Raw genomic sequence first — 12,743 nt, 5'->3', positions numbered from 1 at the left:
TACTCAGGCGGGTGCCACGGTAGTCGGGAGCCGGACCATCCCGCGCACGTTCCCGTGCGAGATGCGCCGGATGCCGTCCGGGTCGATCTCGTACGAGGGCGAGACGGCCTTCGTCAGCTCCTCCAGCGCCACCCGGGCCTCCAGCCGGGCGAGCGGACCGCCGAGACAGTAGTGGCGGCCGACGCCGAAGCTGACGGACCTGGAGGTGTCGCGGCCCAGGTCGTAGACGTCGGGGTCGGGGAAGACCGACTCGTCCCTGTTGGCGGAGCCGATCAGGATCCACACCTTGGCGTCGGCGGGGACCCGGACGCCGTGCCACTCGGCGGGCTCGGTGAGGCGGCGGGCGATGCCGTGCGCGGGGGTGTCGTACCGCAGCGACTCCTCCACCCACCCCGTGATCGCCCCGCCGAAGGCGGCGGCGCGCTGGCCGGGGTGGCGCCACGCCCAGTACCAGGCGGCGCTCAGCAGGTGGGTGGTGGTCTCCGAGCCCGCCCCGATCAGCAGGAACAGGAACGCCACGATCTCCTCGGGGCTCAGCCCGCCGTCGGCGACGAGCGCCGAGACGAGGTCGTCACGGGGAGCGGCCCGGCGGTCGGCGACGATCGAGGCGTAGTAGTCGCCGAGGGACAGGATGCTCCTGAGCCCCGTGTCCGCCATCTTGCCCTGAGGGCCATATTTCACGAGGATGTCGGACTTGCGGCGGACGTCCGCCCGATCGGACGGCGGCACCCCCACCAGCTCGGAGATCACGTCGAGCGGCAGCTTGGCCGCGAAGTCGCGGACGAAGTCGAACGTCCCCCGCTCGACGCCCTCCTCGATGGAGCCCCGCGCGATCTCCCTGATCATGGGCTCGATTGCGGCCACCCGGCGCGGGGTGAAGGCCCGCGAGACGACGGCCCGCATGCGGGTGTGGTCCGGCGGGTCCATGGCCACGAACGACAGGTACGTACGCGCCTGCGGCCCCCACGCGGCCGGGTCGAGCACGGGGCCGTGGTCGCTGGACAGCAGGGCGCTGTCGCCGAGCGCGGCGGACACGTCGGCGTGCCGCGACAGTGCCCAGAAGCCGTGCTCGGCGTTGTGATAGACCGGCGCTTCCCGGCGTAACCACGCGTAGACGGGGTACGGGTCGCTGTTGACCGCCGGGTCGTAGGGGTTGTAGACGACCTCCATCCCGCCCACGCTACGACGCTTGCGCCCTCGTGAAAATGGGCAGATCTTCTCACCATGAAGAAGCTCATCAACACGGCCGACTCCGTCGTCGATGACGCGCTGAACGGCATGGCCGCGGCCCACCCCTCGCTGCGAATGCGCGACCGTGTGGTCTACCGGGCCGAGGGACCGCGGCCCGGCAAGGTCGGCCTGGTCTCGGGCGGCGGCTCGGGGCATGAGCCGCTGCACGCCGGTTTCGTCGGGTACGGCATGCTCGACGCGGCCTGCCCCGGCGAGGTCTTCACCTCACCGGTCCCCGACCAGATCATCGACGCGACCAGGGCGGTCGACGGCGGCGCCGGGGTCCTGCACATCGTCAAGAACTACACCGGCGACGTGCTGAACTTCGAGATGGCCGCCGAGCTGATCGAGGACGTCGAGGTGGCCAGCGTGCTGGTCGACGACGACGTGGCCGTACAGGACTCCCTCTACACGGCGGGCCGGCGCGGCACCGGGGCCACGCTGTTCGTGGAGAAGCTCGCGGGCGCGCTGGCCGAGCAGGGCGCGCCGCTGGCCCAGATCGCCGCGGTGGCGGGCGAGGTGGACGAGCGCAGCAGGTCGTTCGGCATCGCCCTGACCTCCTGTACGACGCCGCACGCGGGCAAGCCGACGTTCGACCTGCCGGAGACGGACGTGGAGCTGGGCATCGGCATCCACGGCGAGCCGGGGCGGGCCCGGGTGCCGATGGTGTCGGCGCGCGAGCTGGCCGCGATCGCCATGGAGGCCATCCACGGCGACCTGCCGCTCCGCGGCGACCTGCTGGTCATGGTCAACGGCATGGGCGGCACCCCGCTCATGGAGCTGTACGTGGTGTTCGCGGAGGTCGCGGCCTTCGTCAGGGGCAAGGGCGCGCGGGTGTCGCGCTCGCTCGTCGGCAACTACGTGACCAGCCTCGACATGCAGGGCTTCTCCGTGTCGATCTGCCTGCTCGACGACGTGCTCACCCGCCTGTGGGACGCTCCGGTCGAGACGCCGGGGCTGCGCTGGGGGCGCTGATGGACACCGACGTGTTCGTGGCCTGGTTCGAGGAGGCGGCCAGGCTGGTGCACAGGGACCGCGACCGGCTGACCCGGCTGGACGCGGCGATCGGCGACGCCGACCACGGCACGAACCTCGACCGCGGCCTCACCGAGGTCCGCAAGACGCTGGCCGAGTCGCCGCCGGGGACTCCCGGCGAGGTGCTGGCCGCGGCGGGCGCGACGCTGATCCGCCGCGTCGGGGGCGCCTCCGGGCCGCTGTACGGGTCCGTGTTCCGGCAGATGGGCAAGTCGCTGGAGTCGCCGGTGACGCTGGCCGGGTTCTCGGGGGCGTTCGAGGCCGGGGTGGTGGCGCTCGAACGGCTGGGCAAGGCCGCGCTGGGCGACAAGACCATGGTGGACGCGCTGGTCCCGGCCTCCCGGGCGCTCGCTCTGGCCGTGCGTGACGGGATCGGGGTGAAGGAGGCGCTCGAACGGGCGGCCGAAGCGGCCGAGGAGGGGGCGAAGGCCACGATCCCGATGCAGGCGCGCAAGGGCCGGGCCAGTTACCTGGGCGAACGCAGCATCGGGCACGAGGACCCGGGGGCGGCGTCGGCGGCTCTGTTCATGGCGGCGCTGGCGTCGGTGGTGGCGTGATGAGCGGTCCTGGCGTCGGTGGTGGCGTGACGGGCGGTCCTGATCTCGGTGGTGGCGTGATGGGCGGGCCCGCTGATCGCGTGATCCCAGGCGGAGCCGGGTGATGGTGGGGCTGGTGCTCGTCGCGCACAGCGCGGGGCTGGCGGCCGAGGCGGCGGCGCTGGCCCGCGGGATCGCCGGTCCCGACGCGCCCGTGGCGGCCGCCGGGGGCACCGCGGACGGCGGGCTGGGCACGAGCCTGGACCTCATCGAGGCGGCGCTGCGCAGCGTCGACCAGGGTGACGGGGTGGTGCTCATCCCCGACCTGGGCAGCTCGGTGCTGACCGCCCGCCTGCTGGAGGAGGACGGGCGGGTGGTGGTGGCGGACGTGCCGTTCGTGGAGGGCGCGATCGCCGCGGCGGTGGCGGCGGGCGCGGGCGTGCCGCTGGCCGACGTGCTGGAGGCGGCCGAGGAGGCCCGCACCTACCGCAAGCTCTGAGCTCAGTGGCCCTTGAAGGCCTCCTCCAGCCACCAGGACCCGTGCTCCGCCGTGACCTTGGCGTGCACCAGGAGCGGCCGGTCGCGGGGCCCGTCCACCCATTCGGCCACGCCCGCCAGGTCGCCGGGCCCGCCGACCGTCACGGCGGCGCAGCCGTGACCCCGGGCGATGGCGGCGAGGTCGGCCGGTGGGAACGTGACCGTCCCGAGCGGGTGACCGTGCGGCCCGAAGTGGTGGACCTCGGCCCCGTACGCCTCGTCGTCGTACACCACGATCACCATGGGCAGGCCGAGCCGGACGACGGTCTCCAGCTCCGCGATGCCCATGAGGGCGCCGCCGTCGCCGAGCGCGGCCACCGGCAGCCGGTCCGGCCGGGCGATCGCCGCGCCGATCGCCGTCGCCAGGCCCAGCCCGATCGACTGGAACGCCTGTGTGAAGCAGAACCCACCCTCATCCGGGACATCCACGAACATCGACGGATATCCCATGAAATTTCCGGAATCGATGGCGACGATCCGCTCCCGCGGCAGGAGGTCGTCCAGCCCGATGCTGAGCGTCCGGGGGTCGATCCGGCCGCCGCCGCTCTCGTCCTCGTACGGCACGTCCCGCCAGCGCCCCTCGGCCCGCACGCGGGCGGCGAGCTCCGGCGACCGGTAGCCCGATCGGGGCGCGACCTGGGCGGCCAGCGCCTCCGCGACGCGCGCCACGTCACCCGCGACACCCAGGTCGGCGGGCACATGGGTCTTGAACGCCGCCGGGTCGAGATCGACCTTCACGACCTTCGCGCCCGGCGAGACGAGCGTGCCGTGGCGGGTGGTCCACATGTTCAGCGCGCATCCCCACGCGACGACCAGGTCGGCGCCGCGGATCAGCTCGGCGGCCAGCGGCGTCGCGAAGCCGCCGCTCACGTCGAGGTCCCACGGGCTGCCGCGGAACAGCCCCTTCGCGACGGCCGAGGTGGCCAGCAGGGCGCCCGCGAGGCCGGCCAGCTCCTCCAACTCCCGCCGCGCGTGCCGGGCACCGCGCCCCGCGATGAACACCGGCCGCTCGGCCGCGCCGAGCAACCGCGCCAGCTCCCCCACCTCCGCCGGCGAAGGACCCACCGAAGGACCTGCCGGAGGGATCGCCGAAGAACCTCCGGAAGAGCCCACCGAAGCGATCGCGGGCGGCATCACATCGACAGGACCCTCGAAGGGGGCGGCCTGGACGTCGAGCGGCAGGTTCAGCAGGACCGTGCGCCGCTCCTCCACCGCCACCCGGCACGCCTCGGCCACCCGCGACACCGCCTCCTCCGCCGAGGTGACACGCATCGCCACCGCCCCGACCGCCGTCGCGAGCGCGGCCTGGTCGATGTGGAAGTTGGACTGGACCTCCGTGGCCTCCCCCGCCAGCACGATGAGCGGCGTACGGCTCTTGGCCGCCTCGGTCAGGCCGGTCAGAGCGTTGGTGAGGCCCGGCCCCTGGTGCACCGACACGACGCCGACCCGCCCGCTCATCCGCGCGTACGCGTCGGCCATGGTGGCGGCCCCGCCCTCGTGGCGGGCGGCGACGAAGCGCACGCCGCCCGCCACCAGGGCGTTGGTCACGTGGAAGTTGCCGCTGCCGACCACCCCGAAGGCGGTCCCGACGCCGCAGGCGGCCAGGGCCCGCCCCACGGCCTCCGCGACGATCAACGTTCCACCAGGGCCAGCACGCGCACTGGGCTGCCGGAGCCGCCCACGATGGGCAGCGGCGGCGCGACCACGACGGCGCCGGTCACCGGCAGCCGGTCGAGGTTGCGCAGCTGGGTCAGGCCGTACTTGCCCGCCCCCAGCAGGAAGGAGTGGCACGGGAAGGCCGGGTCGAAGGAGTGGGCGGCGCCCGCGTCGGTGCCGACGGTCTCGACGCCGATCCCGGCGATCGGGGTCTCGGAGGCCAGCCACCTGGCGCACTCCACCGAGATGCCGGGCGTGTGGGGGCCGGAGGCGTCGGCGTTCAGGAAGGCCGCCTGGTCGGCGGAGCGGGTGTCCCAGCCGGTGCGGTAGAGCAGCCAGCCGCCGTCGGGCAGCGGGCCGTTGGCGCGTTCCCACTCCTTGACGTGGTCGATCTGGAGGAGGAAGTCGGCGTCCTTGGACGCCTCGGCGGCGAAGTCGAGCACGACGGCGGGCGCGATGAGGCTGCGCACGGGCACCTGGGAGACGTCCTGGCCGTCGCGGGCGGTGACCCAGTGGACGGGGGCGTCGAAGTGGGTGCCGGTGTGCTCGCCGGTGTGGATGTCGTTCCAGTACCAGGCGGGGCCGCGGTCGTCGTAGCGGCTGATCTCCTCCAGGCGGAACGGGATCGTGTTGCCGAACGGCTCGGGCAACTGGAGGATCGGCGTCTCGGACGAGAGGGGCGCCGTGAGGTCGATCACCTCGATCGCCCCGCTGCGCACGCTGTCAACGAAGCTCCGCAAGACCGACATGTCATCCTCCCGGTGGGCTGTGGGGTGGGCTGTGCGCATCCTCCTACGCACACCCCACCACTGCCAACAACCTCAGCCCTTGAGTCCGCTGAAGCTCATCGTGGCCACGAAGTGCCGCTGCGCCAGGATGAACGCGAGCACGAGCGGCAGCACCGCGACCACGTTGCCGGCCATCAGCGCCGACCACTCGGTGTGCCGGGCGCCGGCGAAGGTGGCCAGCCCGAGCTGCAGCGTGTAGCCCGACTCCGACGAGATCGCGATGAGCGGCCAGATCAGGTCGTTCCAGGCACCGAGCAGCGTGAACACCACCAGCGTGGCCAGCGCGGGCCGGGCCAGCGGCAGCACCACGCGGAAGAACACGCCCAGGGGGGAGCAGCCGTCGATGATGGCGGCCTCCTCCAGCTCCTTGGGCAGCGACAGGAAGAACTGCCGCATGAGGAACACCCCGAACGCCGACGCCAGCCACGGCACGATGGCCGCCCCCAGCGTGTCGATCAGGCCCATGTTCTTGAACAGCAGGAACGTCGGGATCATCAGCACCTGGGTCGGCACCATGATGGTGGCCATGACCGCCGCGAAGGCGACCCCGCGGCCGCGGAACTTGATCCGGGCGAAGCCGTACCCGGCCAGGGAGCAGAGCACCACGTGCCCGAGCACCGCCGACCCGGCCACGATCACCGTGTTGGCCAGCCAGAGCGGGTACTCGTCCTCGGTGAAGATGCGCCTGAACCCGTCCAGCGTGAAGTGCTCGGGCCAGAGCTTGGGCGGGTAGGTGTTGATGTCGGCGTCCGGCATGAACGCGGTCAGCGCCATCCACACCAGCGGCGCCACGAACAGCAGCGCGAGCGGCATCAGGAAGAGATGGGCGAGGCTGCGGCGCGTCACTTCGCACCCCTCCACAGGACCGCGCCCGACACGGCGAGCGTCACGATGAACAGGACATAGGCGATGGCCGTGCCGTAGCCGGAGTGGAAGAGCTGGAACGCCTGCCGGTAGAGGTAGAACACGATGGTCGTCGTGGAGTCGAGCGGCTGGCCCTTGGTGGTGGTGTAGACGAGGTCGAACAGCTGCAGCGCGGTGATCGTCTGCCAGATCAGCAGGAAGACCGTGGCCGGCCGCAGCTGCGGCAGCACGACGTGGCGCAGGACGTGCCGCCCGGCGCCGCCGTCCGCCCGGGCCGCCTCGATCAGCTCGCGCGGGATGTCCTGCAGGGCTGCCAGGTAGACCACGGCGGGCATCCCCACGCCGCCCCAGAGCGAGATCGCGACCAGGGTGAGCATCGCCTGGTCGGGGTCCTGCAGGAACCCCATCGCGGGCAGGCCGAGCGCCTTCAGCCCGGCGTTGACGATGCCGAAGTCGGGGTCGAAGACGAAGTTCGACAGGATGCCCGTGGCGGCGGCGGAGACGACGTACGGGACGAAGAAGCACGTACGGTAGAACCCGATGAGCCGGATCTTGAGGTTGAGCGCCAGCGCCAGCGCCAGCCCGAGCACCACCGAGCCGGGCACGAAGAGCACGGTGTAGAGCAGCGTGTGCCCGGCCGACGCGGCCAGCTCGGCGTCGCCGAGCATGTCGCCGTAGTTCGCCAGCCCGACGAAGTCGCCGCCGGTGAGCAGGTCGCCGTCCCGCAGCGAGAGCAGCAGCGCCCACACTGCGGGGAACAGGCTGAGCCCGACGATCACGAGCGTCGCGGGGAACACGAAGCCCCACCCGGTCAGCTGGGGGACCAACCGGCTCCGCCGCGCGGACGGCGCGCTCACCCGCGCCGTCCTGCTCATCGTCGGGGCCGTCATCGCGAGCGCCCCAGCACCGCGTCGGCCTCGGTCGCGGCCTTGGTGAGGGCCTGCTGTGCCGGCGTGCCGCCGACCAGCGACTGGGCGATCGCGTTGCCGACCTTCTCGGAGAACTCCGGGTACGCCGGCAGGGGCGGCCTGGCCTGCTTGGCGTTCTCGAGGTTCGCGGTGAAGACGTCGATGCCGGGGAAGTCCTTGACGAACTTCTGGTATGCCGGCAGCGCGGTCGTGGCCTTGCGCAGCGGCAGGTTGCCCAGGCCGAGCGACCACCGGGCGTCCTGCTCCGGCCGGGTGAGCCAGGTGAGGAACTCGGCGGCGGCCTTGGCCCGGCGCGCGCCGTTGTCGAACACGACCCAGTTGTCCGGCCCGGCGACCGTCTCGTGGTTGCCGTTGTAGCCGGGCAGCACCTGCACGCCGTAGGAGATCTTGTGGTCGATGATGTCGAGCAGCGCGTACGGCGCCGCCGCGATCATCCCGATCTTGCCGCTCTGGAACAGCGGCACGAACTTCTCACCATTTTGATCGAGATATACGGACTTATCCTGCTGGGCCATGGCACTCCACAGGTCGAGCGCCTGCGTCGCCTGCGTCGTGTTGAACGCCGACTTCTTGCCGTCCGGCGTCAGGATCGAGCCGCCCTGCTGCCAGATCATCGGCCAGAACCGCCACACGGTGTCCTCGAGACCGGTCACGGGGTACGCGGTGCCGTACACGCCGCCGCCGGTCAGCTTCTTCGCCGTGGCGCGGAAGTCGTCCCAGGTCCAGTCCTTGGACGGGTACGGCAGCCCCGCCGCGTCGAACAGCTTCTTGTTGTAGATGACGGCCAGGTTGTCGACCAGCGCGGGGACTCCGACGACCTTGCCGTTCACCTCCGACACGGCCCGCTCCGACGGCCAGAAGTCGTCCCACCCGAACCCGGGGGCCTTCACGGTGGCGGCCAGGTCGTACACCTTGGGGTTGCGCGCCAGGTTCGGCATCCACGTGCCGTACATGTACGCGATGTCGGGCGCCTTGCCGCCGGCCAGCACCGCCTGGACCTTCTGCAGCATGTCGTCCACGTTCGTGGACCCGACGGCGGGCGTGATCTTCACGTCCGGGTGGGCCTTGGAGTACTCGGCGGCCAGCTCCTCGATGACCTTGGCCTGCAGCTCCGTCTGGCCGTGCCACCAGGTGATCTCGACCGGGCCCGAGGCGTCGTCGGAGGAGGAGCCGCAGGCCGTCACCAGCCCGGCGACCAGGACGAGCGCCGCCATGCCCTTCAGGGCCGGACTCTTCATGACCGGCTCCTGAGGGACTCGGGCATCAGCTCGCCGTGGGCCTCGATCAGCGCGCCGCACAGCTCGTCGATCTGCTCGACGGTGAGGGTGGCGGCGGTGTTCGGGTCGGCCATCATGGCGTGCCTCACGTGCTCGGGCCGCCCCTCGGTGACGGCGCGCACGGTCAGCTCGTTGACGTTGACGTAGGCGCGGTTGAGCGCCACGCACTGCGCGGGCAGGTCGCCGACGGCCATCGGGCGGACGCCGAGCGCGTCGGCCACGCACGGCACCTCCACCACGCAGCCGTCCGGCAGGTTTCCGACCAGGCCCCTGTTCTGGACGTTCCCGTAGACGACCCGGCTGGTGCCGGTGGTGACGCTGTGGATGATCTGCGGGGCGTATTCCATGGTCCCCTCCACGGTGATCGGCCGGCCCGCGCGCAGCGCGTCGCGGGTGGCCTCGTACTGGCGTACGTTCTCCTCGCTGATGCCGATGTACGCGCCCACGGGGATCCGCAGGCGCTCGATCTCGCTCTCGTCGTGCAGGTACCAGGGCACGTACTCGGCCGAGTGCTCGCTCGTCTCGGTCGGGTAGTAGCCGAGCCTGCGGTACATGTCCACGCGCACCCGGCGCAGCAGGCCGGGGTCGCGCTCGATGGCCTCGTCCAGGCGCGGGTAGAGGTCCTGGCCGCCGGACTCGAAGCGCAGCATCCACGACTGGTGGTTGACGCCCGCCGCGAGGTACGACACCTCCTCCAGCGGCACCCCGACCAGCTCGGCCAGGTCGTGGGCGGTCCAGTAGATGGAGTGGCAGAGCCCGACCACGTTGCGCACGGGGGTGGCGGCGGCCAGGTACCAGACGTTCATGGCCATCGGGTTGGTGTAGTTGAGCAGCCACGCGTCCGGGCACACCTCGGCCATGGCCCGCCCGATCCGGTCGAGCGCCGGGAAGGTGCGCAATGCCCGGAAGATGCCGCCCACGCCGATGGTGTCGGCGATCGTCTGGCGCAACCCGTACCGGGCGGGCACCTCGAAGTCGACGCGGGTCGCGTCGATCATGCCGACCTGGATCATGTTGATCGCGAAGTCGGCGCCTTCGAGAGCCTGGCGCAGGTCGAGGTGCGCGGAGATCTTGACCGGCCGCCCGGCCGCGATGACGCGGGCGGCGGCCTCGGCGGTGTCCAGCCGCTCGGGGTGGATGTCGTGCAGCGCCACCTCGAACTCCCCCAGATCGGGGAACGCGACCAGGTCCGCCAGCAGCCCTTGAGTGAACTCGACGCTCCCGGCGCCGAGAAAGACGATCTTCATAGGTCCTTCCAGGTGGGCTGGGCGGCGGTGCCGCCGGCGGCCTGGGTCGAAAGGGATCCGCAGGTCACGGCCACGCGCAGGCATTCGCGCAGGCTCATCCCGCGCAGCCGCGCGGCGAGGAGGCCGGCGTTGAAGCTGTCGCCGGCGCCGACGGTGTCCACCGGCTCGACGGGGACGGCGGGGGCCCGGGTCAGCTCGCCCGCCTGCCACGCCAGCGCGCCGTCGCCGCCGTCCTTGACGACCGCGGTGGGGCCGAGCCCGCCGATCCGGGCCGCCGCGGCCTCGAGGCATTCGGGGCCGGTGTCGAAGAGCCGGGCGGCGACGGCCCGGGCCTCGGCGGCGTTCGGGAGGAACACGTCCACCTCGGCCAGCACCTCCCCGAGCCCCTCCCACTCCCCGGCGGGGTCGTCGTTGGTGTCCAGCGAGGTGGTCGCGCCCGCGCGCCGCTCCTCCGCCAGGAAGCCCGGCAGGCCGGGCGCGAGCCCCGGTTGCAGGAAATATGACGACACGTGGACGTGGCGGGCCACGCCACGCGGCAGGTCCTCCACGGTCAGGTACGGCAGGCAGCCGGGCGAGGTGAGGATGGCCCGGTCCGAACCGTCGGCCAGCACCACGGTCATGGCCGTGGGCCGGGAGTCGATCACGCAGCGGGAGATATCCACGCCCCGGTCGGCCAGGGCGTCCAGCACGAAGCGCCCGGCCGCGTCGTCGCCCACGCGCCCCGCGAAAGCGGTCCGCAGGCCCAGCCGGGCCGCCCCGCACGCGGTGATCGCGCCGGACCCGCCGAGCACCAGGTCGCCGCCGGAGACGAGCTGTTCACGCTGGCCGTACGCCAACCCGCGCGGCGCTCCGGAGAGCACCACGTCGGGGTTGGCGTCACCGACGACCAGCAGGTCGAAGTCACGCGCCACGGCAGGGCACGCGGTAGGCGTCGAGCTCGTACTTCTTCTTCAGCGAGTTGAAGTTCTGAGCGTTGGACTTGGCGCAAAAGGCCGAGGTGGCCAGGTTGTACTCGACGTTGAACACGGCCTTGCCCGCCTTGACGAACTGGTCGTATCCGTAGTCGTCGTTCTGCGCGGTGGTGCACTCGGTGTGCTCCCAGCACTCCTCGTTCACCGCGAAGTCGTAGTACGGCAGCAGCGCCGGGATCTGCTCGATGTCGTTCTTGAGCGCGACCGACAGGCCCCTCTTGTGGGCCTCGTTGGCGAACCAGGTGTTGTAGGCGAGCTGGTCGGCGGCCTTGAGCGGGAAGCCGCTGGCGTTGCTGTAGCCGTCGACGTTGTCGGGCTCCACGGCGTCGAACCCGGCGGCCTTGCACATGTCGAGCCGGGCCTTCATGATCTGGCCGAGCTTGCCGGTGTACGTGCGGACGTCGAGCCAGCGCTCACCCGGCCAGTCCTCCAGCGGCTTGCCGAGCACCTCGCTGGGGAACTGGCCCGCGTCCGGACGCCAGTCCTCGAACGTGCCCGCGCTGATGTAGCAGACGACGCCCCGGCCCGGCTTGTCCGCCTTGAGCGACTTGACGATCGCGCCGTCCTTGGCGGCGAAGCCGTCGATGTCGAACATCTGCACGTTCGGGTACGGCTTGGCCGGCAGGGACGAGAGCTGCCACTGCCAGGACGTGTTCAGCGCGGGCTTCCAGCAGCCGTTGCAGGCGACGGGGGCGGGCAGCGCCCTGGCCTCGGTGGTCGCGGCGGCTTCGGCGGCGGGGACGGTGACCAGGGCGGCCAGGGCGGCCCCAGAGATAAGCGCAGAGATGAGAGCAGGGAGACGGCGCAACAGGCACTCCTCGCGAACGGAACGGGTGCGGATCAATGGCGCTGCGCGCTGTTCCGCACTCTCCGAGTCGCGTCCTGGCCAGGGACACCGGAGTGGCGTGGCCCATAACCGTAGGACGTCACGCCAGCACGCTCCAGGCGTGCCTCCCTTCTTGCTTGCCGCACAGAATTGCGCATTCCTGCACCTTTGTCCAGAGTTTGACGCACAAAAGCATCATGCTCTGATCCACTCCGCGCATCCGGCGGTCCTGAACGCCTTGTCCGTGGCCAGGATGGTGACGCTGGCCGAACCCGTCGGCATGCCGCTCGCGATCTCGTCCCCCGTGGCGGTCCGCAGCCTGGCCCAGTAGCACATGGGGATCCCCGCGGTCGGGCCCGCCGTGCGGTAGGTGCCCGGCTGGATGTCCGTGCCCACGACGAGCGTCCGCATGGACACGTTGTTGAACGCGGGACTGCCGGTCCCCCCGCCCGGCGGGCCGGTCTGACCGGGCGCCGTCTGCCCCGGCGCCGTCTGACCGGGCGCCGTCTGACCGGGCGCCGTCTGACCGGGCCCGGGCGGGGTGGCGCCCGGCGGAGTGGCCGGTGGCTGCGTCCCCTGCGGCGGCGTGGGCTGCGTGGGCTGTGTGGGCTGGACCGGCGACGACGGGCCGGGGCCGGTGGCCTCGGGCTCCGGCGGCTGCGTGCCCTCGACCGTGACCGTGACCCGGGGGGCGGGCTCCTCGGACGACTCGGACGCGCCGAACCCCACGAAGACCCCCAGCAGGAACCCGAGCAGAGCGGCGAGTCCGGCCACGAGCACGATGATCGTCGGACTGCTTGTCGCCCGCGGATACTCAGGCGGATATTCAGGAGGTCCGTACATCACG

General features: G+C 71.8%; 13 protein-coding genes. 3 read left to right on the top strand and 10 right to left on the bottom strand.

Annotated features, from left to right (window positions below):
• Nucleotides 1–3 precede the first annotated feature (3 nt).
• Entirely contained in the window at nucleotides 4–1,170 is a 1,167-nt protein-coding gene (locus AB0L65_RS18810) for a cytochrome P450 (protein ID WP_364246786.1), read from the bottom strand.
• A 54-nt stretch (nucleotides 1,171–1,224) separates the two neighbouring features.
• On the opposite strand from AB0L65_RS18810, the gene dhaK reads away from it, so the two are divergent.
• The 3 genes from dhaK (at nucleotide 1,225) to AB0L65_RS18795 (ending at nucleotide 3,300) form a co-directional block, all read left to right on the top strand.
• Nucleotides 1,225–2,205, top strand: coding sequence for a dihydroxyacetone kinase subunit DhaK (gene dhaK / locus AB0L65_RS18805; protein ID WP_364246783.1), 981 nt, complete (start codon nucleotides 1,225–1,227; stop codon nucleotides 2,203–2,205).
• Nucleotides 2,205–2,822 carry a dihydroxyacetone kinase subunit DhaL gene (gene dhaL / locus AB0L65_RS18800; RefSeq protein ID WP_364246780.1) on the top strand — a complete coding sequence of 206 codons (618 nt, stop codon included), beginning with the start codon at nucleotides 2,205–2,207 and terminating at the stop codon, nucleotides 2,820–2,822. The genes dhaK and dhaL overlap by 1 nt, the downstream gene beginning before the upstream one ends.
• 103 nt (nucleotides 2,823–2,925) lie before the next feature.
• Nucleotides 2,926–3,300, top strand: coding sequence for a phosphoenolpyruvate--protein phosphotransferase (locus tag AB0L65_RS18795; RefSeq protein WP_364246777.1), 375 nt, complete (start codon nucleotides 2,926–2,928; stop codon nucleotides 3,298–3,300).
• Nucleotides 3,301–3,302: 2 nt separating this feature from the next.
• On the opposite strand, the gene AB0L65_RS18790 is transcribed toward AB0L65_RS18795, so the two are convergent.
• The 9 genes from AB0L65_RS18790 to AB0L65_RS18750 all read right to left on the bottom strand — a co-directional run bounded on the left by AB0L65_RS18790 (nucleotide 3,303) and on the right by AB0L65_RS18750 (nucleotide 12,670).
• Nucleotides 3,303–4,973, bottom strand: coding sequence for a thiamine pyrophosphate-binding protein (locus AB0L65_RS18790; RefSeq protein ID WP_364246775.1), 1,671 nt, complete (start codon nucleotides 4,971–4,973; stop codon nucleotides 3,303–3,305).
• Entirely contained in the window at nucleotides 4,970–5,743 is a 774-nt protein-coding gene (locus AB0L65_RS18785; protein ID WP_364246772.1) for a cyclase family protein, read from the bottom strand. The genes AB0L65_RS18790 and AB0L65_RS18785 overlap by 4 nt, the downstream gene beginning before the upstream one ends.
• A gap of 72 nt (nucleotides 5,744–5,815) precedes the next feature.
• Nucleotides 5,816–6,628 carry a carbohydrate ABC transporter permease gene (locus tag AB0L65_RS18780; protein ID WP_364246769.1) on the bottom strand — a complete coding sequence of 271 codons (813 nt, stop codon included), beginning with the start codon at nucleotides 6,626–6,628 and terminating at the stop codon, nucleotides 5,816–5,818.
• Nucleotides 6,625–7,536, bottom strand: a complete 912-nt coding sequence (locus AB0L65_RS18775; RefSeq protein WP_364246766.1) for a sugar ABC transporter permease — start codon at nucleotides 7,534–7,536, stop codon at nucleotides 6,625–6,627. Before AB0L65_RS18775 ends, AB0L65_RS18780 begins: the two co-directional genes overlap by 4 nt.
• Nucleotides 7,533–8,813 (bottom strand): ABC transporter substrate-binding protein, encoded by a 1,281-nt coding sequence (locus tag AB0L65_RS18770; RefSeq protein WP_364246763.1) that lies wholly within the window; start codon nucleotides 8,811–8,813, stop codon nucleotides 7,533–7,535. The genes AB0L65_RS18775 and AB0L65_RS18770 overlap by 4 nt, the downstream gene beginning before the upstream one ends.
• Complete coding sequence (locus AB0L65_RS18765; protein WP_364246760.1) at nucleotides 8,810–10,099, bottom strand: alpha-glucosidase/alpha-galactosidase; 1,290 nt, start codon at nucleotides 10,097–10,099, stop codon at nucleotides 8,810–8,812. Before AB0L65_RS18765 ends, AB0L65_RS18770 begins: the two co-directional genes overlap by 4 nt.
• The gene (locus tag AB0L65_RS18760; RefSeq protein ID WP_364246757.1) at nucleotides 10,096–11,010 is read right to left on the bottom strand and encodes a sugar kinase; all 915 of its coding nucleotides are present in this window, start codon (nucleotides 11,008–11,010) and stop codon (nucleotides 10,096–10,098) included. Before AB0L65_RS18760 ends, AB0L65_RS18765 begins: the two co-directional genes overlap by 4 nt.
• Entirely contained in the window at nucleotides 11,000–11,878 is an 879-nt protein-coding gene (locus tag AB0L65_RS18755) for an endo alpha-1,4 polygalactosaminidase (RefSeq protein WP_364246754.1), read from the bottom strand. The genes AB0L65_RS18760 and AB0L65_RS18755 overlap by 11 nt, the downstream gene beginning before the upstream one ends.
• Nucleotides 11,879–12,091: 213 nt before the next feature.
• A complete protein-coding gene (locus AB0L65_RS18750) occupies nucleotides 12,092–12,670 on the bottom strand; it encodes a hypothetical protein (protein ID WP_364246751.1) in 579 nt (192 codons plus the stop codon).
• Nucleotides 12,671–12,743 lie beyond the last annotated feature (73 nt).

Source organism: Nonomuraea sp. NPDC052116 (genome assembly GCF_040680035.1).
Classification (GTDB): Bacteria; Actinomycetota; Actinomycetes; order Streptosporangiales; family Streptosporangiaceae; genus Nonomuraea; species Nonomuraea angiospora_A.
This window is presented reverse-complemented; position numbering and strand designations above follow the sequence as displayed.

Bases quoted from the DNA above. Each gene is read 5' to 3' on its own strand.
- AB0L65_RS18810 (WP_364246786.1), bottom strand. From the start codon at position 1,170: ATGGAGGTCGTCTACAACCCCTACGACCCGGCGGTCAACAGCGACCCG.
- dhaK (WP_364246783.1), top strand. From the start codon at position 1,225: ATGAAGAAGCTCATCAACACGGCCGACTCCGTCGTCGATGACGCGCTG.
- dhaL (WP_364246780.1), top strand. From the start codon at position 2,205: ATGGACACCGACGTGTTCGTGGCCTGGTTCGAGGAGGCGGCCAGGCTG.
- AB0L65_RS18795 (WP_364246777.1), top strand. From the start codon at position 2,926: ATGGTGGGGCTGGTGCTCGTCGCGCACAGCGCGGGGCTGGCGGCCGAG.
- AB0L65_RS18785 (WP_364246772.1), bottom strand. From the start codon at position 5,743: ATGTCGGTCTTGCGGAGCTTCGTTGACAGCGTGCGCAGCGGGGCGATC.
- AB0L65_RS18775 (WP_364246766.1), bottom strand. From the start codon at position 7,536: ATGACGGCCCCGACGATGAGCAGGACGGCGCGGGTGAGCGCGCCGTCC.
- AB0L65_RS18770 (WP_364246763.1), bottom strand. From the start codon at position 8,813: ATGAAGAGTCCGGCCCTGAAGGGCATGGCGGCGCTCGTCCTGGTCGCC.
- AB0L65_RS18765 (WP_364246760.1), bottom strand. From the start codon at position 10,099: ATGAAGATCGTCTTTCTCGGCGCCGGGAGCGTCGAGTTCACTCAAGGG.